The organism is Maribacter sp. Asnod2-G09, from assembly GCF_045063795.1.
Classification (GTDB): domain Bacteria; phylum Bacteroidota; class Bacteroidia; order Flavobacteriales; family Flavobacteriaceae; genus Maribacter.
In genome coordinates, this window is record NZ_JBEFOA010000005.1 from 1,141,075 (window position 1) to 1,161,409 (window position 20,335).

A 20,335-nucleotide genomic window follows, 5' to 3' on the forward strand; every position below is an offset into this window, starting at 1 on the left:
AGAATTCTAATTTTAATACAAAAACAAAATTACACTTACACCGCAAGAAATTAATTCGATGACTACCGCAGAAAAACGTAAAATATTATTTGAAGGCTTAGATCCTTTGTTAAAATCAAATGGGTATAAACTTTATAAAGCAGGTACAGATCCTAGTTATGTTTATTTCGACGGAATAGTTGCCCAAGATTTCTTTTTCAATTTTAAAAGTTATGGTAAAATAACTTTTTCAAAAATAGGTATTACCCATTACGAAGTTGAAAATTACATTCTTGATTTAGATTTTTTCCCAGAACATTTTAATGATAAGAAAAAATATCACCTACATACCGCGTATGATTGGTCAAGCATTGGTTCACATAGTTTTGAAGCTAATAATCTTGAGGAAATAGAAAAAGGTATAGAGTTAATCAAAAATTATATAAACGGCGATGGTAAGCTGTTTTTAGACAACTATTTGTCTTTGCCGAATATTCTTAAAAGAATGGATGAACTTGACAGTGAGGGTATACTCTGGCAGGATAGAAAAAATGGAGGAATTTTAGCAGGTACGTTAGATGCTGAATTTAGAGGTTTAATTATTTCAAAATTATGTAATGATTTAAATTATGATTCCAAGTTAGAAATGACAGATAAAGTTTTCGAAGAACCAAACTATGCTAATTGGAAACCCTATTACGAAAAGCTCAAGATTGTTTTACCTTCAATACAACCAAAATATAATTTAGATAGTTAATAAAGAATAGAGGTGATTACTAGTTCAAGCGATGACACGCAATACCAAGAAAAATTAGACTTACAACGCAAGAAATTAATTCTATGAATATTACTGAAAAACGTAAAATATTATTTGACGGTCTATTACCCATATTACAACCTTTAGAATACAAATCATTCAAAACAGGTGGTAATCCTTGTTTCATTTATTTTAAAAACGATATCGCCATCAAAATCGGTTTTAATTTTTTTGATATGGGAGACATTACATTTTCTGGTTTTGGTATAACTCATTATGAAGTTGAAGATTATATTTTAGATCTAGATTATTTTCAGGATTTTTTTAAAGAGAAAAAACGTCATCATTTACCTACCGTTTACGATTGGACTACTAAAGGTCCTTTTGGGTTTAATGCAACTACTCATGAGGAAATAGAGCAAGGTATAGAGTTAATCAAAAATTATATAAACGGCGATGGTAAGCTGTTTTTAGACAACTATTTGTCTTTGCCGAATATTCTTAAAAGAATGGATGAACTTGACAGTGAGGGTATACTCTGGCAGGATAGAAAAAATGGAGGAATTTTAGCAGGTACGTTAGATGCTGAATTTAGAGGTTTAATTATTTCAAAATTATGTAATGATTTAAATTATGATTCCAAGTTAGAAATGACAGATAAAGTTTTCGAAGAACCAAACTATGCTAATTGGAAACCCTATTACGAAAAGCTCAAGATTGTTTTACCTTCAATACAACCAAAATATAATTTAGATAGTTAATAAAGAATAGAGGTGATTACTAGTTCAAGCGATGACACGCAATACCAAGAAAAATTAGACTTACAACGCAAGAAATTAATTCTATGAATATTACTGAAAAACGTAAAATATTATTTGACGGTCTATTACCCATATTACAACCTTTAGAATACAAATCATTCAAAACAGGTGGTAATCCTTGTTTCATTTATTTTAAAAACGATATCGCCATCAAAATCGGTTTTAATTTTTTTGATATGGGAGACATTACATTTTCTGGTTTTGGTATAACTCATTATGAAGTTGAAGATTATATTTTAGATTTAGATTATTTTCAGGATTTTTTTAAAGAGAAAAAACGTCATCATTTACCTACCGTTTACGATTGGACTACTAAAGGTCCTTTTGGGTTTAATGCAACTACTCATGAGGAAATAGAGCAAGGTATTGAACTAATAAAAAATTACATCAATGGAGATGGTAAGCTGTTTTTAGACAACTATTTGTCTTTGCCGAATATTCTTAAAAGAATGGATGAACTTGACAGTGAGGGTATACTCTGGCATGATAGGAAAAATGGAGGAATTTTAGCAGGTACGCTAGATGCGAATTTTAGAGCTTTGATAATTTCTAAACTATGTAATGACACTAATTATGAATCGAAAAAAGCAATGGTGGATTTGAAACTAGAAAAGCCAAACTATGCCAATTGGAAACCCTATTACGAAAAGCTAAAGTCCGTTTTACCTTCAATACAGCCAAAATATAATTTAGATTGTTAATAAAGAATAGAGGAGATTACTAGTTCAAGCGATGACACGCTTTACCAAGAAAAATTGGACTATTTACCGCTTTATTGTTGCGATGATGGCATTTTTAGCAAAATTTTCTCCAGAAATGTTCATAGCTAAAACAGTCAATTCCGCCTAAAAGTATGCTCAGTACAGTTCACCCAATCAACATTTCGTTTTAACATTTCAGCACCCCACTTTCCCATTTATTGATCAATTCTCAGTGTAATAATGAGAAAATTGCGGATCACTCGATTATAAGCAAAACATTTATGATAAAAAAGTACGTATTTATACGTACTTTTTATAATTTGCAGTATACTTCTGAACCATTCTTTATCATCGATAAAATGAATAGCAATAAAACTCATAAAACAATATGTTCCTATTGCGGTGTAGGCTGCGGTATACTTGTAGATGTAGACGCTAAAGGAACTATTTCTGTAGATGGTGATCCTGATTATCCATCTAATAAAGGTATGCTTTGTACAAAGGGGCGTAATCTTAACTACGTAGCACAAGATACTACAGATAGAATTCTATATCCAGAAATGAAGTGGAGTCGAAACCACCCTTTACAACGCGTTTCTTGGGATGCAGCTTTTGAGCGTGCTGCTGCCGTATTCAAGAGTATTATAGCGAAACATGGTCCAGATAGTGTTGGTTTTTATGTGTCAGGACAGTGTTTAACAGAAGAATACTATTTAATAAATAAACTGACCAAAGGATTTATTGGCACAAACAATATAGATACCAATTCTAGACTTTGCATGAGTTCTGCAGTTGTTGGATATAAGAAAACCTTGGGAGAAGATTCTGTTCCCATTTCATATGAAGATATAGAACTGGCGGATTGTTTTTTGATTGCAGGAGCTAATCCGGCATGGTGTCATCCTATTTTATATAGAAGGTTAGAAAAGCATAAAGAAGAGAATCCGCAGGTAAAAATCATTGTTGTAGACCCACGTAAAACACAGACGTGCGCAGGGGCAGATTTACATTTACAAATTCTACCGGGCACCGATGTTATTCTTTTCAATGCCATAGCCCGTCGATTAATTGAGAAAAGAAAAATAGATTCCGCCTTTATAAAAAAGCACACCGCAAATTATGAGGCGGTTAAAGAAATGGCGTTTACCTTATCACTGAAAGAAGCTGCTAAAAAATGTGGTATTCCCGTTGGTGATATTCGTAAAGCTGCCGAATATATAGGTAATGCCAAGAAGTTCATTAGTATGTGGACCATGGGGCTGAACCAAAGTGTAATTGGTGTTGCTAAAAATGTATCGCTATTAAATCTATCTTTATTAACGGGGCAAATAGGCAAACCAGGTGCCGGACCATTTTCATTGACAGGTCAGCCAAATGCCATGGGCGGTAGAGAAGTCGGTGGTATGGCAAGTTTACTGGCAGCACATAAAAATTTAGGGAATGCTGCACATAGAAAAGAAGTGTCAGATTTTTGGGGAGGTGGTGAAATACAAGCAGAGCCAGGCTACACCGCAACAGAAATGTTCGATGCCCTTGATGAAGGAAAGTTAAAAGCAGTTTGGATCGTTTGTACCAACCCTGCGGTAAGTATGCCTAATTCGAACAAAGTAGAAAGAGCTTTAAAAAAGGCAAAATTCGTAGTAGTTCAAGATATTTCTCATAATTCTGAAACAACAAAATTTGCCGATCTATTATTACCTGCAGCAGGGTGGTTAGAGAAAGAAGGCACGATGACCAATTCAGAAAGACGAATTAGTCATTTACCTAAAGTAATAGATGCACCAGGTGAAGCTTTGCCAGATGCAGAAATTATATGGCGTTTTGCACAGGCAATGGGCTATAAAGGCTTCGATTATAAGAATAGTAGTGAGGTTTATGACGAGCACTGTTTATTGACAAAAGGCACGGAAATAGACATTTCAGGCTTGTCATATGAGCGTTTGATTAATGAAGGAAGTTTTCAGTGGCCTGTGCCTCATAAAACACATAATGGTACACCTAGGTTATTTACGGATCGTAAGTTCTTTACCAATGACAAGAAAGCACATTTTAATGCTCCGTCGACGTTGTATAATAAGTCTGAAGAAACCGATAATAACTATCCGCTAATATTAAATTCAGGGCGCGTTCGTGATCAATGGCACACCCGAACCAAAACAGGTAAGGTAAAAAGGTTATTGACCCATATACCACAGCCTTATCTAGAAATGAATGCGGTAGACGCCTATTTGAGAAAAATAAAGGAAGGTGATATTGCAGTTGTAAAAAGTAGAAGAGGGCAAGTACAGGTGAAAGTGCAGCTTAATTATGACATAAGAGAGTCTGTTGTTTTCTTACCCATGCATTGGGGTAAAGTATTGAATAATGATTTTGGTAGGGCAAATAACCTAACCAACGATTTGGTCGATCCTGTATCAAAAGAGCCAGATTTTAAATACTGCGCCGTTGAGGTTACCAAGTTTGTAAAAGAAAAACAGAAAGTAGTTGTAATTGGTGCTGGTGCTGCGGCATACCGCTTTATACAATCGTACAGAGAAAAAAATAGTATTGACGAATTACACGTCTTCTCAAAAGAAAAAGACCCCTTTTATAATCGCGTATTGCTACCTGAATATGTAAGTGATGAGCTTTCTTGGGAAGCCTTAGAGAAGTTAAAAGATGGCGAGCTACAAAAGCTAGAGGTCTCTTTACATAAAGGTATTGGTATCGACAATATTGATGCAGAAAATAAAACGGTTTTAGATTCTGACGGAAAAGAGCACAGCTATGATTTGTTGATCATGGCAACCGGTAGTAGGGCATTTATACCAAGTGATGTACAAATACAATTACCAGGTCGTTTTACCATGCGTGAACGAGGAGATGCCGATAAATTAAGAAAATACCTCGCAGAAACCGGACTGCAAGCTAAAGACCAAAATGTGGTTATAGTCGGTGGTGGTTTGTTAGGTTTAGAGCTTGCCGCAGCTTTAAAGAAAATAGATATTAATATTAGTATTATTCAACGCGCACCGCGTTTAATGGAGCGTCAATTAGATACTATTGCCAGTCGCTTATTGGCTGAAGATGTGGTAGAACGAGGTATAAATCTGTATTTCGATAATGAAGTAAGTACTGTTTTTGAAGATAAGGATCAAAAACATAGCCTATCTGTAAATCTAAAAACAGGGCGTTCTATTCAGTGCAACGCAATAGTCTATGCTATTGGTACGAGACCGAATATAGAATTGGCAAAACCAACGGGGATCAAAACCCGAAGAGGTGTAGTCGTAAATTCATACTTGCAAAGTAGTGATCCATCGATATTTGCTTTGGGAGAAATTGCGGAGTTCAAAAACTCACTATTTGGTATTACCTCGGCTGCCGAGCAGCAAGCAGATATTGCAGCTAACTTTATTCTAGGGGACTTTAGTAGTATTTACAATGGTTCGGTTTTAATGAACATTTTAAAGTTCGAAAACCTGGATCTCTGCAGTATCGGTATGGTGAATTCACCAATAGGAGATTCTTCTTATGAAGAAATTATTTTAATGGATGTGAGCAAGCGCTTTTATAAGAAGTGTATTGTAAAAGATGATACCCTTCAAGGTGCCATTTTATTGGGTGATAAAAATGAGTTTGCAGAATTTAAAAGACTGATAGAAGAAGAAATCGAACTATCTGAAAAACGGAATGAGTTGCTTCGTGGAGCATCGACCTCTGTACCGCTAAAAGGTAAATTGGTCTGCTCTTGTAGTCAGGTCGGTGAAGGTAATGTAGTAGATGCAATAAACGGCGGATGCTCAGATTTCAACAAACTATGTTCAGAAACAGGTGCCGGTTTGGGTTGTGGTAGTTGTAAGCCCGAGATTAAAGATTTATTAAAGAAACAACTGGTATTAGCAAATTAAAATAGCGAGACATGAACGATGATCTTCATAGAATACTGATAAAAGGTGGTGTTACTTCACCTGGTGAATTGAAAGATATTATTACCATGCTGGAGTCTGCCGGACTCACAAGTGTGAATTTTGGGTCTCGACAAGATATTTTGTTTCCGCTAAAGGATGCAAAAGAAGAACAGCTAGAAAGTATCTCGAAATTCAACACCGATATTATTGCCAATCGTACTTATCAGAACATTGTAAGTTCGTATGTATCTGCAGATATTTTTGATATGACCTATTGGTTAAAGGGTTCTACCTACTTATATATTTTAGAAGGATTTGATTTTTTACCCAAGCTGAAAATCAATATTACAGATCCAAAACAACGCTTGGTTCCTATTTTTAGTGGTAACCTCAACTTTATAGCATCTGAACAAGAAGATTATTGGTACCTGAATATAAAACTACCACACTGGAAAACGTCTGCTTTTTATCCGGTGCTTATTTATAGTTGGGATATAAATTCTATCTCAAAACAGATTGAAGAAATTTATGAAGATATTACCGATATAGATGAATTGTTTTTTGTGATGAACAAGAACTTAGAAACCAACAACAAAACCATGGAAAAGGAATTGAAGGTTCCTTTTCAGACCTTTCCGTATTATGAAGGTATGAACCGTTTGGGTTCAGATATGTATTGGCTTGGTCTTTATTGGAGAAATAATAAATATGACCTTTCCTTCTTAAAAGAATTCTGTGGCTTTTGCTTAGATAACAGTATTGGTAAAATTTGTATTACTCCGTGGAAATCTTTTGTAGTAAAAGGAATAAAAAAATCTAGCAGACCTGCCTTAGAGCGCTTTTTAGGTAAAAGAGGAATCAATGTAAGGCATTCTCAATTAGAGATGAACTGGCATGTGCCTATTGATGATGGCGAGGCGCTGGAGTTAAAGAAGTATTTGGTTCGAAGTTTTGATCAAAATGATATAAGTACCTACGGACTTACTTTTGGTATTAGCAATGAGGTGGGTAAACGTTCGCACTTTGCCTCGGTGATTATTGAAAAGAATAGTTTGCCCACCATTGTTAAAGAATTTGAAGTCCGCCCCACATATAACGTGTTGCATTTCGAGCATTTTGACCCTAATAGTCAAAAGTACATTACCTATGCTCAAGATATCGATAAGATAGAATTACCAGGGTTATTGATGGAATTAAGTAAAATGTACTTTGATCAATTAGGTCGCGCAGAAGATGATGAAGAAACGACAAGTGTTGAAGTTGTAGAAGCAACACAATCGTTATATCAATGCCAAGACTGCTTAACGGTTTATGATGCGACTTTCGGGGATGAGGAATTTAATATTGCCGCAGGTACCAAATTTGAAGATATTGATGACGCATATGAGTGCCCCATGTGTTCGGCTCCAAAAGCTACATTTAAGGAAGCTATGATACAAATGAGTTAAAGGCAACTAGCTGTAAAATAATAACTTACAAGGTGTAAATGAGTTGAAATAAGTGCAATGGAGACAAGAAATTTATTTATGAAGTTAAAAGGCTAGAATGTTTCGGCATAAATTTGCGGTATAATTCTAAATAACCGCTCATGACCAGGGTAAATATAAATGATCAAACTAAAGAGCCAGCATTGGCAAAAGCTTTAAAATTTACTATTGTAATTGCTGCAATCGGCATTTTGTTATGTATACTTTTAATGACTTTCGGAATGTAACCAATGCAGTTAGCTTATTCTTGCTAAATTTAGAAAAGCTGTTTTAATTAGGGCTGCATTACGGGGAGTTCTAATATTCGTTCTGGACCGTAGAACTTCAATGCAATACCAAATACAATTACTGAGATTATCATCCCTACCATAAAAACGGTATATGTCCACCGTAAAATTCTATACTTTCTTTCTAAAACAATTCCAAGAAAATAAAGGTCTTTAGTTAATGAGCTATAGATATAATCTTTGTCTTTAATAAGTTCAGACATTGCCCAGTTATACTGTTCTAACTTCATTTTATGAAAATTACCGAAGAACAACAGATTTACTTTTTTAGAGGTGACTTCTTCCTCTGTAAATTGACCAGAGGTTACATTCGGTTTGGTCGCTAAAATTGACATCACCATAGATACTACACTAAAAATAATAAATAGAAATGTTGGGTAAAATAGATAGTCATTAGAAGGATTATCTAATTTAGGCACCAAATTGGCCAATGCCATAGAAATAATAATCGCGTTCACAGAAAGTAAAATATTCGCCTTTGTATCAGCAATATCACTCAGTTTTAAATGATTGCTTAGTGTAACTCTGTATAATGTCTGTATTCCTCGATCTGGTAATTCTCCCTTAAATTTAGCTTTTAAACTTTCCTTTTTAATGAGCTCTTTATTCTTCTTTTTAGCTTTGATGAGCCTTTTAATGTTCTTGTCTTTTCCTTCTTGCCAATTAGTTATGGCATATTCGGTATAAAAATGGTGCTTAGCTCGCAATAGGATAATATTTTCTTCTCGCCAGTCTGCAGAAGTGTTACTTTCTTTACCAATTAAAAAAAGCTCTTCTCTTAGCAATTCGGTAGTTGCCATAAAATTCTTGACGTGAAAATGAGAAGAATCTGCATCGCGAATTATTTTTTCTAATTCATTTTTTGGCTCGTACCCTTTTTTAGTTGCCAGAATTAGGTTGCAAACATTTTTGATAAAAGTTGGAGTACAATTATGCTTGGTTAAAAAATCTTTAGATAATTGGCAGCTATGCTCTTCATGGTTCTCATAAGAAACAGTGTAGCCAAGGTCATGAAACCAAGCAGCAACCAAAAGTAATTCGCTTTCTTCATCGCCAATTTTTTCGCCTTCAATTAGTTCTTTGGTACTATCTACAACACGTTGTGTATGCCTAAGATTATGATAGAGATATCTAGGGTCTGTACTGCCAGTTAATAAATTAGTGGCAAATTCTTCGGCTGTAGCAACTTGTGTAGACATGATGGTTTTATAAAACTTTAGAAAAGTACAAAAATAATTCTCTTGCGTTTAGTGGATAGTTGGAAACCTTCGTGAATTCATCTTCATTGAAAGTAAGAATCGATAAACCTTAACACATAAGGTATAAGTTAGTACGACTAAAAAGGTGAGAATAAATTATTCTCACCTTTTGTTTTTTGAGTAGTGTTCTTTAATTCGTAAAAAATACGTTTGAAATTATAACACCGACAATAAGAAGTACCAAAAAGGCTACGAGTATAGTTATGCCGACTTTAGTTTTTTTATTTTTTTGCAGAATGTATTGTTGTGTTTCTTCTTCTGATTCTTTAACGAACTTTGTCTCTTGTGTATTTTGTGTCATAATTTTATTTTTTAATGTAAACCGTTTTCTTGTTTACGAATTCTAAGATGCCTTCTCTAGATAGTTCTCTACCATAGCCAGATGCTTTAGTACCACCAAAAGGCAATCGAGGATCAGATTTTACCATATCATTTATAAAGAATGCGCCATCGGGTATATTAGATATTACATCCATTGCGGCATCAATATCTTCGGTGAATAACATACTACCGAGTCCTAATCTAGAATTAGCGGCTAAGGCAATAGCTTCTTCTCTATTTTTTGCTTTGGTAATGGCAGCAACAGGCCCAAAAGTTTCCTCTTTAAATACGGGCATGTCTACAGTAACATCGGTTAGTATGGTAGGTGAGAAATAAGCATCGTTTCGCATATTACCCAGCACAACTTTAGCACCTTGTTTAATAGAATCGTTAACTTGTTTTTGAAGTTCTTCGGCTAAGTCTTCACGAGCCATAACACCAATAAAAGTATCTTCTTTCATTGGGTCACCGTTTTTAAGTGATTTCACTTTTGCCGTAAATTTTTCTAGAAAAGCATCATAAATGTCTTCACAAACTATAAAGCGTTTTGCAGCGATACAACTTTGACCCGTATTCTGCATACGTGCCGTTACCATAGTATCGATGTGCTGGTCTAAATCGGCATCTTCCCAAATAATACAAGCGTTGTTTCCGCCAAGTTCAAGAACAGATTTCTTTAAGTTTTTTCCTGCTGTACCTGCTATTGATTTACCTGCTTTTTCGCTTCCGGTTAAGGTTACCGCTTTGATTCCGTCATTGGCAATAAGCTTTTCAATCTCTTCATGTCCCGCTTTTAAACTTTGAAAACATCCTTCAGGATATCCTGCATCTAAGAATAGCTTTTCAATAGCCATAGAACAACCGGTTACATTTTGTGCATGTTTAAGCAATGCAGTATTACCAGCGGTTAATGTAGGTGCCGCAAAACGTAGTACTTGCCAAAAAGGATAGTTCCAAGGCATCACGGCAAGAATGCACCCTAAGGGGTCGTGACTTATAAAACTCTCATCGGCATCGGTTTCTATGACCTCATCGGCTAAAAGGTCTTCAGCGTTGTGCGCATAAAAATCACATGCCCAAGCACATTTTTCAATTTCAGAAATACCTTGCGAATAAGGTTTTCCCATTTCTTGGGTCATCAGTTCTGCATATTCCTCTTTACGGTCTATAAGCAGTTCTGCCACATTGGAGAGCAATTCACACCTGTCTTCAATTTCCACAGCTGCCCATGAAGCTTCTATGGCTAGGGCTTTTTGTAATTTTTTTTCTATATCGGCAGTGCTGTCTTGTGTATATGTCTTAACAACTTCACCGTTGTACGGATTCTTAGTTTCATATTCTTTCATAGTTACAAATTTAGAGGTAAACAGTTTGATGCATTAATTCGTTTCAAATAATTCTTAACCCTTTTAGGCTATTGTTAACGTCAATATTAAAAGGTTTTGAGTTAAGTAGTTGTATCTTTATTTTAGACATTTGTACAACACGATAAACAATAGTTTATCATGTATTAAAAAACGTTTAATCTAAAATATATAATATGAACAATAGTGGAAATACATTATTAGCAATTATCGCAGGATCTGCCATAGGTGCAGCCTTAGGAATTCTTTACGCACCAGATAAAGGTGAAAATACAAGAAGATTAATTGCTGATCAAGCAGCTGCAACAAGAGATAATTTTGCAGATAGTGCAGTTGATCTTAAAAATAGAGTTGCTTCTAAAATGTCTGACGAAAAAGACACTTTAGACACAAGAGTAGAATCTTTGGTGTCTGATTTAAGTTATAAAACAGAAGATGTTATTTCAACCTTAGAGAAGAAATTGGCTGAGTTGAAAACAAAAAACAAGAAACTGCAGAAAACAGTATAAATGGGAGTTATTGAATCACTTAACGAAACGTCTAACAAGGCAATTGATGTAGGAGAGGTTTACTATAAGAAAACCCAAGAATACTACAGGCTAAAAGTGTTTCAACAATTAACAATGACCACTGGTATGCTGCTGAAAATGGCAGTTATAGGTGGTCTTGCTTTTTTGGCACTTATATTTATAACGGTAGCCGGTGTTGTCTTCTTGGCAAATGTTCTCGAGAGTATGGTAGGCGCTTGTTTAATTGCCGGAGCTTTGTTTATCGTGTTATTAATTTTAGCTTATTTTTTTAGAGGCAAAATTGATAATATGCTAGTAAAAAAGCTGTCGGTTAAATTCTTTAATTAAGAAGATATGTACAAAAATTTTGAGGAAATAGAGTTCAATTTAAAACGCTTGAAATTAGAGCGCGAAATTGCTTTAGAAGAGCTTAAAGGATTGAAACAAGATGTACAAGAAGACTTGAGTCCGTATAACTGGGTGTCGACCGCATTTTCTGCTGCCAAGAAATTTGGTATGTTATATATAATGCGAAAAGTAGTAAAATAATATACAACTAGATTGCCTTTACAATCTAGTTGAAAGTAAAAAGCACCTCTTTAAAAGAGGTGCTTTTTTATATACTGTTATTTAGTGTAACTTATTCTTTCGACCAGGCGTCAAGCATCCAACTTACTTTTTCGATTTCGCCGATATAGCCACCGATCATATCAATAGTTCCTTCATCACCACCAGCTTCAGCTTTCTTAATCACCTTGTTCATTTGCTTCAACAAAATTTCATGTTGATCTAAAATGTGGTCTACCATATCGGTATCTGCAATAAGAGAAGATGTTTCTTTAATAGAAGACATTTCAAAATATTTTGAAAACTCGCTAGTTGGGTTATGTCTTAGGGTTAAGATACGCTCAGCAATTTCATCGATTTTAATTCTTGCATCGGTATATAGCTCTTCGAACTTAATATGAAGGTCAAAAAAGTTTTTTCCAGAAACATTCCAGTGGTAACCTCTTAGGTTTTGATAGTATAAATTGTAATCTGCCAACAACGTATTCAATTCATCAACGATTGGCTGTATATCTTTTGATTTTATATCTAAATAGCTCATAATTTTGTTTAATTATTCTGCTACAAAATTAAAGGATATGGAAAGTTATCATTGACTCAGAAGCGGCAATGATGAACGTTTTACGGTTTAGAAGTGATGTAAAGCTTATTCTTCTACCAAAGGTTTTAAGTTGATATATGAGTAGTTTATTTCACCTACGTGGTCATACTCGGTAGAATTATGTTTTAATGAACCCCAATCGAATTGATCGTTTAAATTATTCTCTTTGTAGTAATTGGTCAAGCCATCGGTTAAGAGTAAATATTCGCTCAATTTAATTTCGTTTTTCAACAATTTATGAGCGATAATAAGATCTTCGCCAAAGAGTTTTATGCTATTGCCAACTTTGGTTAAAGCAATTTCTTTACCATAATGTAGTATGATTTTTAGGCCGAGAATTTCGGGTATTGATTCGGCATCTTTATTCTTTATATGTTTTTTTCGAAGGGATGCTAGTTCCTTATAAAATTCGGTATAAAACTTTCTACACTGTTCAATAAGATTTTCTAAGCTCGGCATTTCACCAGTCTTAAAAAATAGAACTGCATCGCCTTCTATCTCAGAAACTTTGAGTCCGATTTTATTCGTGTAGATAATTTGATTTAGAAGCGCAGGAATGATTTTCGAACTTAATTCAAAATCAGTTTCACTCATAAACTCCGTAAATCCGCTTATGTCTGGTATACATATTAACATGGGTTCTCCTTTCATAAGCAATGGATATTTATAATAGGAAAGGTAGAGAACTTATGCGGTTAAAAAGAATCCGTATAATAAAAATTCTACCGCAATCGAACCTAGTGTATGTGAATTATGAAATAGCTAAAAGAAGTTTTTAGGCTACAAAAGAGTTGTATAGAACACCAATATAGCCGCTTGATTTGTTATTTTTGTTTCATGTTGTGCAAAAAAGAGTAAACAAAATTATTCACTTTGTGCAATTGCCAAACTTAAAAGAATATAATAGATGAATTATTCAGAACTACTGGCGAGTGAGCCGCATGATGTCGCTGCGCACATGCACTTAAAATATGTAAACAGAGAAGCTTTATCTATACTGCGAATTAAAGAGAAAGATCAGTTTTTGTATTTACTAAAGAATAAACCGCTCAGTAAAAAAGCTGAATTATCTAGAATTAAAAAACTGGTGATTCCGCCGGCATGGCAAGAAGTAAAAATTGCACCGATTGCCAATGCACATTTGCAAGCAGTAGGTTTTGATGTCAAGCATAGACTTCAATACCGTTACCATGAATTGTGGTTACGAGTAAGAAACAGAACCAAGTTTTTAAGAATGCATCAATTTGGGGAAGCTTTGCCTGTAATTCGAAAAAAGGTAGATGAAGATTTACAGTTAGATGGGTGGCCTAAAGAAAAAGTTCTCGCCCTAATTGTAAGGTTAATGGAAGAAACCCATATACGTATCGGTAATCAACAATATGCAAAACGAAACAAAACCTATGGCTTATCGACCTTAAGAACAAGGCACTTAAAAACCAGTAAGAATAAGTTAAAATTTGAATTTACCGGTAAGAAAGGCAAAAAGCATAGTATCACCTTAAATAATCGCAGGCTACGAAGGTTGGTTTTGCAATGCGAAGAAATACCTGGATGGGATCTTTTTCAATTCTTTGACGAAGACGGAACCAAAACGGGAGTTGATAGTGGTATGGTCAATGAATATTTACAAGATATAAGCGGAGAACTTTTTACTGCGAAAGATTTTAGAACATGGTCAGGTACGCTCATATTTTTTGAATCGCTTATGGAAAATGAGCCTACCGATGCAGAAAGTGAAATTAAAAAGAATGTTATAAAAGCATTTGACGCTACTGCCAAAGCATTGGGTAATACTAGAAATGTATGCAAGAAATACTATGTACACCCATTTGTAGTCAAAAAGTATGAAAAGAGTGAGCTCAATGATGTTTTTGAAAGCGTAGAGAAGGCAACTTCATCAGAATACCAAACCGCAGCAGAAAAAGCATTGATAAACCTAATAGCCGATTTTAATCCGTTATTAAATTTAGATATAAAGTAGAAGTATTAAAAGCTTGTTTATAAATTAATCGGCACGTTCTACTTCACTTTCGCTCTTTAAAACATAATCGCCATCTTCTTGTTGAATGTAAAGTGCTTTGTCATCATCGCTACCATTTCTAGTAACTTCATTTCCTTTAATTGTCTTTGTTGTTTTTGAAGTATAAGTTTCTTCAACTTTACCTTCGGCAGTACCATTGCCCCAAGACCATTTTACAGTTGTACCTTTTCTTATCATAATACATGTATTTAATTGTTTGTGCTTTCCATCACAGCTAGTTTTTTGGAGAACCATGTGATGGAAATAACCATTTAGAGTAGCACAAACGTGAGAACTAATTTGATACTACAAGTTCTAAAATTTGACCGTTTATTGTGTAAGATGGTCACTATATTTTTAATCCTATACACCTGATTATTAACCCAATTCAAAGGAGTTAATGCTACTTTTTTTTAAGGTAAAAAGTACCCTAGATCAACTTTATATTTGACATCAAAACAATACAGATGATACAATTAATTACAGGTATATCGATAATGATAGTATTAGCATTCGTCAGTTTATTGCTAAGAGATTTTATCGTTGACAGTATCGATACTGATAACAGCAGTGATCAAGAAGATGCATTTTGCGAAATTGATATGGAGCATGTATTAATGTATTCAGATACATCAAAGAGTAAAGATGTTATTGAGCTGAAAAGAAAATTACAAGAATTTAAGAATAGAAACAAATTTTACAAGATGTAATTGTGATTGACATCTTTAAATAAAAAATCACATCATTAAAACTATACAAAATGAGTACATATACAGAAGAAGTAGGAAATAAATTAAATGAACTTTTAGAAAAAACATATGATGCCGAAAAAGGATTTAAAAAGGCATCAGAAAACACTGATAATGTTCAGTTGAAAGCTTTTTTCGAAACAAAGGCAAAGCAACGTTACGATTTTGGTCATGAATTAAAGGCAGAAATCAAAACGTTTGGTCAAGAGATTGATAAAGGCGATAGCATGGCAGGTAAAGCACATAGAGCCTGGATGGATGTAAAAGCACTATTCTCTCTAGATAATGCAGAAGCCATGTTAGAAGAGGCGATTAGAGGAGAAAAAGCTGCAATTGAAGAGTACGAAGATGTTTTAGAAGATACTTCTTTACCATCTACAACGGCAACTGTTTTAAGAAGTCAGAAAGAGGCTATTAAAAACGGACTCTCAAACATTAAAATGTTAGAAGATATTAGGTAAGTACATGTTTAGTGAATGTAAAAAGAGGCTATAAATAGCCTCTTTTTTTATGCTTAATTTCTTCAAATATTTACCTGCTAGGTAACAATTAATAAGCTCTTTTTTAATGCGTTATCTTTTTATGTTTCTGCAATAATACTCCTTCGTTTTATTAACGAATTTTGTATTTAATGAAAATGATTGATATGTATTTTAAAATTTCAAATACAGCAAAAATGAAAGAGATAGAACAAGATGTAAATGCCTTGTTCAAGTATCCAAATTTATATACTCCGCAGGTAGTCATTAGCGGCTTAAGTGAAGTCTCTATTCCCATAATTACCATGAATGAACCTAATGCTGTCAATTTAGCTATTTGGGGTTTATTGCCAAGTACTTTTAATGATGATTGGGAGCTATTTCAAAAGCTGACGAACACGTTGACTATTTCTGCTCAAAAAATAGATACGAATATATGGTATCATGATTCGTTTAAGAATAGTAGGTGTATTATACCGGTAACCGGGTTCTTTACTTCGGTATTGAAAAACGGAGAAATATATCCTTACCATGTAAGTAGTATAAATGGCGGAATATTATACTTAGCAGGTATTTATACTATTCTAGATGATGGGTTTATAACCTGTTCTTTACTTACTGGTCCGCTTGAGAAAGAAGTGGTCAATTACCAGAACTTAGTAGATTATATGCCCGTAATTATAGATCATGATGATAAATATGAATGGCTTTCAGAAGATACCAGAATAGAAAGGGCGCAAATGATATTACAACCGCCACATTCAACAGATTTAGAAATAAGACCTATTGCAAGAAATCTGTTTAATCAAGATATCTCATATGACAGTATGTTAATGCCCTATGAGTATCCAGAAAGCTAGCGTAATGAAGAGTTCTTATTTTTTAAATGCTTTCTATAATCTGTTGGTAGAATGTCATAAGCTTCAAAGAATATTTTAGAGAAGTAACTTCTACTTTTAATACCAATAGCATACACAATTTCAGACACCGATAAATCGGAATTTTTTAGATAATCTTTCGAGATTTCTAATTTCAGCTGTCTAACATATTCATTCACGGTTTTTGAATACAGAATCTTAAAACCAATTTGAAGTTTTTTGGGGCTTAGTCCAGATTCTGCGCTTAATGATGTTATAGAAACAGTATCAGAAATATGCTCTAATATGTAAGTGGTTAATTTGTGAATCTTTAGAATATCCTCTTTAGAAATAGCTTCAGGTAAATTCATGTTTTCTTCAAAATTTTTATGTTCTAATAACTGTAGCGATAGAATTAAATAAAGTCTACCTTCAAGAGAAAGAGACCTAAGCATACCGCTGGTAGCATCAACATCGTTTAACAATTTAATTTCATCTGCAATTCTTAAACTAAAACTGCCACCGTGTTGAAAAGTAGCTTCTCCTTTACTATCATTAAATAATGAGACCAATAGTTGATTTAATTGAGATACATTATTATGTTTCTTTTGTAAATACTCTTGACGATTAATTCGTATAAAATTGATTTTTAAAGTCTCATTCTTCGGAAACAGAAATGTCTTTTCGGCATCACGTTTATGCGATATAATCGTATTTTGAAATTGCTCTAGTCTTGTATAAGAATCTGTATTGTTCTCGCTGTACTCAAAATACCCACTTGTGATAAAGATAAACTCTATTGGTGCCAGGTCTTTGGTTTCAAAAACAAGCTTAGTTTCTTCGTTCAGTTTTATGTTACAATCAATTAGGGAAACTCCCCAATTAAAATCTATGGTTCTCAAAGAGCCTTTACCAGCTGTATTATTAAAAGTTAAAACACTTTCGCCCCAGTTTTCTATAAGCTCGCCTTGTATACATTTCTGTATTTGAGTAAACATATCGCTAGACTTAGAACTATTTATGGTTAACTTTTTCATTGTTTTATTTTATGTACAATGGCAATTGTACTTTACAAAAAAACTAGAAAAAAGAGAATAACCTTAACACTTTCAAGATGTTAATTGACACAAATGCGCTTTTGGTAGATGAGTTAATATTCATTTTTTTACAACTAAGCGCTCTCTCTTAAAAAGCTCATCTTTGGCTTGAAAGTTATTGGAAACTATATAGTTAACAAGTTTACCGATATGCTTACATATTAAAAATGTTAACCTAATTATTAAAATCTATATTATGAAAAAGTCACTATTAATGATTGTATTTGCATTTGCAACAATGAGCATTGCAACAAGCTGTAGAGAAGAAAAAACAACAGGAGAGAAGATTGAAGAAGGAATGGATGATGTTGGAGATGAAATCGAAGATGGAGCTGATGAAGTTGAAGACGCGGTAGAAGATGCTACAGATGACAACTAGTATAAAATATTGCTATGAAAAGAAAAGCCAGGTAGTTTACTACCTGGCTTTTTAAGTTTTAAAAGGTTTAGTTTAATCTTTCTTTCCATTTCCTGTCAGGACATCTAAAAGACCGTCTTCTAAATTGATCCATAGATAATTAAAGAATGATTTATTCTTTATTCGTTCAGTTTCTATATCACCATATCTATACCCATCTTCATCTGTTTTTGACCCATCGTTTATAAATAAATTGCCAATAAATGAAAGTACTTTTTTTACTCCATTTCTTTCTTTGTTAAGTACTTGAAATTCAAAATCTTCGTACCTCATTTTAATATCTCCCATAGCAGTATACTCATCACCAGAAATGGTAAAGTAAAGCTGATCGATGGTACCTGTAGTTTGGGTTCTTAAATTGGGCACCAAAAAATCATTTAAACTAGAGGTATTGAAATTAGATAATCCGCCAGAAATTAGAAAAGTACTCCGGGGGTCATAAACATCAAATTGCCAATTGAGATGAAATTTTCCTGTTCCCATTAAATCGGCATTAAGTTGAATTTGAACCGGGTCTTCAATGCTTTTTTTGTTCGATAAATTACCGATTTTAGCATCTAAATTTTCAAAACTCAATGCACCTGCTCTTGCATCATTCGGAATATTCTCTTCATAGACTATTGCTCCTTTTTCGATAAAAACGGAGTCAATTGCTACTTTAAATGGCAGTTTTTGCAATAATTTGCCATAAAGAGGCTTATTTTTAAAATCTTCTAATCTAGATTTGTCGCGGTATACTTCTAGTTTAGGTTGTGAAAGTAAAAGTTCTTTGAAGTTTACGAATAGCGAATCATTACTGACCAAATAGTTGTGATTTTCAACTTTTATGGCAGGAATAGATAAATTAATATAATCTCTTTGATAGGTGATTTCTCTACTTAATTCAGCTTTAGAGTAGACAGTAGAAAGTACAATATCGGTAATATCAATAGTCGAATTGTTTATCACCATCGACTGCATTTCAAGCTTCTCGAATTTACCTAAGGGCGCATTGAAGTTTTGAATTTCAATGTTGTATTTTGAAAATGTAAAGGGAATATATTTTGTTATAATATCCGGATCGGTAGCTACTTCTTTTAACGAAAGATTTATTTGGTCTACGGCTATTAATGAGATTTCTTCACTAGCATCCCAAATTTCTACCCTTCCTTTATTAAATATGATTTCTTCAACAAATATTTCTTTTAATAATTTGATAGGGTTGCTTTTATTGGCAACTACATTATCAGTGTCTTCAGGGCAAGTTTTAAAATTTAGATGAGGTTTGGTAAGTGTAAGCGATTTAATGTAAATAGATTTTTGAAATAGAATTTTCCAATAGTCAAGGCCTTTGATGGAGAGCATTTGTGCATCCACCTTAATTTCGCATGAAGAAGTCTGCCTACCCAAATTAACTACAGCAACGTCTTTAAATGCTATGTTACCTTTTAAAAGGCTTATCGTCAATTTGTCATAAGAAAAATCTATATGATCAGGTATCTTTCTTTCTAAAAAGCTAACAACCTCTTTTTTCATTTTCCATTCGGCAAGCATATAGCCGCCAACGCAGAAAATAAGAAGAAAAACTAGCCATTTTAAAATTTTGGACATAAGGTATCTTTAAAAGCAATTTGTTTAGAAGTTTGGCAAACCCTATGTATCAGCGTAAGCGTTGCGTTTTTAAAATCGCTACTACTTATAAGGTTTATCAATACCTGCACTATCAGGGTCCATATATTGCTTGAAGTCAGATGCGCTTGTAAGCTCAATAAAATCTTTACCTTTTATAACTATAGCATTTTTGAGTAAACTAGGGTTCTTGTTTAAAATTTTCAACCAATCGTCATCATCAAGATCAACAGATGTTTCGCCATATGCTTCTTTAAAATCTGGGTGCTTGGTATTCACCAAGTCAGAAATGTTTTTGTTAAGCCCGTCAGCTAATTCTGCCCATTGGGTACCTGTCACGTTCGTTTTAGATATATCGATAGTTAAATGATCTTTACCTGAAGATTCAACATAGGCATTCAATTGCTTGCCTATTGAATTTTGAGAACTATAATATAAGGTTATCTGTTTTTTGTCCATAGCGATTACTCCCATTACTTTTTTTTTAAAAGTACTCACATCTAGAGGTAGTAATTAACTCGTTTAAAACTAAAAGTATCTTAATAGGTTTAATCAAACTAGGGC

The 20,335-nt window shown here is 33.8% G+C and carries 22 protein-coding genes; 14 read left to right on the forward strand and 8 right to left on the reverse strand.

Annotation, left to right across the window (positions count from 1 at the left end; all coding sequences use genetic code 11):
• Window positions 1–58 precede the first annotated feature (58 nt).
• From ACJJVT_RS16870 to ACJJVT_RS16895, 6 genes are all read left to right on the forward strand, one after another.
• Window positions 59–736 (forward strand): hypothetical protein, encoded by a 678-nt coding sequence (locus ACJJVT_RS16870; protein WP_405400260.1) that lies wholly within the window; start codon window positions 59–61, stop codon window positions 734–736.
• An 83-nt stretch (window positions 737–819) separates the two neighbouring features.
• Complete coding sequence (locus tag ACJJVT_RS16875; RefSeq protein WP_405400262.1) at window positions 820–1,497, forward strand: hypothetical protein; 678 nt, start codon at window positions 820–822, stop codon at window positions 1,495–1,497.
• 83 nt (window positions 1,498–1,580) lie between these two features.
• Complete coding sequence (locus ACJJVT_RS16880) at window positions 1,581–2,258, forward strand: hypothetical protein (RefSeq protein ID WP_405400264.1); 678 nt, start codon at window positions 1,581–1,583, stop codon at window positions 2,256–2,258.
• 359 nt (window positions 2,259–2,617) lie between these two features.
• Entirely contained in the window at window positions 2,618–6,148 is a 3,531-nt protein-coding gene (locus tag ACJJVT_RS16885) for a molybdopterin-dependent oxidoreductase (protein ID WP_405401053.1), read from the forward strand.
• Window positions 6,149–6,159: 11 nt separating this feature from the next.
• A complete protein-coding gene (locus ACJJVT_RS16890) occupies window positions 6,160–7,596 on the forward strand; it encodes a rubredoxin (RefSeq protein ID WP_405400265.1) in 1,437 nt (478 codons plus the stop codon).
• A gap of 140 nt (window positions 7,597–7,736) precedes the next feature.
• The gene (locus tag ACJJVT_RS16895) at window positions 7,737–7,862 is read left to right on the forward strand and encodes a hypothetical protein (protein WP_405400267.1); all 126 of its coding nucleotides are present in this window, start codon (window positions 7,737–7,739) and stop codon (window positions 7,860–7,862) included.
• Window positions 7,863–7,909: 47 nt separating this feature from the next.
• Here ACJJVT_RS16895 and ACJJVT_RS16900 read toward each other — a convergent pair whose 3' ends face one another.
• Together ACJJVT_RS16900 and ACJJVT_RS16905 are read right to left on the reverse strand one after the other, a co-directional pair.
• Entirely contained in the window at window positions 7,910–9,121 is a 1,212-nt protein-coding gene (locus ACJJVT_RS16900; protein ID WP_405400268.1) for a Pycsar system effector family protein, read from the reverse strand.
• Window positions 9,122–9,486: 365 nt separating this feature from the next.
• Window positions 9,487–10,848, reverse strand: coding sequence for an NAD-dependent succinate-semialdehyde dehydrogenase (locus ACJJVT_RS16905; protein WP_405400269.1), 1,362 nt, complete (start codon window positions 10,846–10,848; stop codon window positions 9,487–9,489).
• Window positions 10,849–11,042: 194 nt separating this feature from the next.
• Here ACJJVT_RS16905 and ACJJVT_RS16910 point away from each other — a divergent pair, with 194 nt between their 5' ends.
• From ACJJVT_RS16910 to ACJJVT_RS16920, 3 genes are read left to right on the forward strand one after another with little or no spacing between them, the layout of a single operon-like run.
• Window positions 11,043–11,375, forward strand: coding sequence for a YtxH domain-containing protein (locus tag ACJJVT_RS16910; RefSeq protein WP_405400270.1), 333 nt, complete (start codon window positions 11,043–11,045; stop codon window positions 11,373–11,375).
• On the forward strand, window positions 11,376–11,723 hold the full coding sequence (locus ACJJVT_RS16915) for a phage holin family protein (protein WP_405400272.1): 348 nt from the start codon (window positions 11,376–11,378) through the stop codon (window positions 11,721–11,723).
• A 6-nt stretch (window positions 11,724–11,729) separates the two neighbouring features.
• Window positions 11,730–11,924: a hypothetical protein gene (locus tag ACJJVT_RS16920; protein WP_299798917.1), complete on the forward strand. Its 195-nt coding sequence runs from the start codon at window positions 11,730–11,732 to the stop codon at window positions 11,922–11,924.
• A gap of 91 nt (window positions 11,925–12,015) precedes the next feature.
• Here the strand turns inward: ACJJVT_RS16920 and ACJJVT_RS16925 are convergent, their stop codons facing one another.
• Together ACJJVT_RS16925 and ACJJVT_RS16930 are read right to left on the reverse strand one after the other, a co-directional pair.
• Entirely contained in the window at window positions 12,016–12,483 is a 468-nt protein-coding gene (locus ACJJVT_RS16925) for a Dps family protein (RefSeq protein ID WP_405400274.1), read from the reverse strand.
• A gap of 105 nt (window positions 12,484–12,588) precedes the next feature.
• Entirely contained in the window at window positions 12,589–13,194 is a 606-nt protein-coding gene (locus ACJJVT_RS16930) for a DUF2652 domain-containing protein (protein WP_299798919.1), read from the reverse strand.
• A gap of 256 nt (window positions 13,195–13,450) precedes the next feature.
• Between ACJJVT_RS16930 and ACJJVT_RS16935 the strand changes: the two genes are divergently transcribed.
• A complete protein-coding gene (locus ACJJVT_RS16935) occupies window positions 13,451–14,524 on the forward strand; it encodes a DNA topoisomerase IB (protein ID WP_405400276.1) in 1,074 nt (357 codons plus the stop codon).
• Between the two features lie 24 nt (window positions 14,525–14,548).
• On the opposite strand, the gene ACJJVT_RS16940 is transcribed toward ACJJVT_RS16935, so the two are convergent.
• Window positions 14,549–14,761, reverse strand: coding sequence for a DUF2945 domain-containing protein (locus tag ACJJVT_RS16940; protein ID WP_299318098.1), 213 nt, complete (start codon window positions 14,759–14,761; stop codon window positions 14,549–14,551).
• Window positions 14,762–15,030: 269 nt separating this feature from the next.
• On the opposite strand from ACJJVT_RS16940, the gene ACJJVT_RS16945 reads away from it, so the two are divergent.
• The 3 genes from ACJJVT_RS16945 (at window position 15,031) to ACJJVT_RS16955 (ending at window position 16,651) form a co-directional block, all read left to right on the forward strand.
• A complete protein-coding gene (locus ACJJVT_RS16945; protein WP_405400278.1) occupies window positions 15,031–15,273 on the forward strand; it encodes a hypothetical protein in 243 nt (80 codons plus the stop codon).
• A gap of 50 nt (window positions 15,274–15,323) precedes the next feature.
• Window positions 15,324–15,773 carry a PA2169 family four-helix-bundle protein gene (locus ACJJVT_RS16950; protein ID WP_405400280.1) on the forward strand — a complete coding sequence of 150 codons (450 nt, stop codon included), beginning with the start codon at window positions 15,324–15,326 and terminating at the stop codon, window positions 15,771–15,773.
• A 215-nt stretch (window positions 15,774–15,988) separates the two neighbouring features.
• Window positions 15,989–16,651: an SOS response-associated peptidase family protein gene (locus ACJJVT_RS16955; protein ID WP_405400281.1), complete on the forward strand. Its 663-nt coding sequence runs from the start codon at window positions 15,989–15,991 to the stop codon at window positions 16,649–16,651.
• On the opposite strand, the gene ACJJVT_RS16960 is transcribed toward ACJJVT_RS16955, so the two are convergent.
• The gene (locus ACJJVT_RS16960; protein ID WP_405400282.1) at window positions 16,648–17,685 is read right to left on the reverse strand and encodes a helix-turn-helix domain-containing protein; all 1,038 of its coding nucleotides are present in this window, start codon (window positions 17,683–17,685) and stop codon (window positions 16,648–16,650) included. The genes ACJJVT_RS16955 and ACJJVT_RS16960 overlap by 4 nt on opposite strands.
• A 256-nt stretch (window positions 17,686–17,941) precedes the next feature.
• Here ACJJVT_RS16960 and ACJJVT_RS16965 point away from each other — a divergent pair, with 256 nt between their 5' ends.
• The gene (locus ACJJVT_RS16965; RefSeq protein ID WP_036150642.1) at window positions 17,942–18,124 is read left to right on the forward strand and encodes a membrane protein; all 183 of its coding nucleotides are present in this window, start codon (window positions 17,942–17,944) and stop codon (window positions 18,122–18,124) included.
• Window positions 18,125–18,196: 72 nt separating this feature from the next.
• On the opposite strand, the gene ACJJVT_RS16970 is transcribed toward ACJJVT_RS16965, so the two are convergent.
• Together ACJJVT_RS16970 and ACJJVT_RS16975 are read right to left on the reverse strand one after the other, a co-directional pair.
• The gene (locus ACJJVT_RS16970; protein WP_405400284.1) at window positions 18,197–19,753 is read right to left on the reverse strand and encodes a hypothetical protein; all 1,557 of its coding nucleotides are present in this window, start codon (window positions 19,751–19,753) and stop codon (window positions 18,197–18,199) included.
• Between the two features lie 81 nt (window positions 19,754–19,834).
• Complete coding sequence (locus tag ACJJVT_RS16975) at window positions 19,835–20,245, reverse strand: arsenate reductase family protein (RefSeq protein ID WP_405400285.1); 411 nt, start codon at window positions 20,243–20,245, stop codon at window positions 19,835–19,837.
• Window positions 20,246–20,335: the final 90 nt, after the last annotated feature.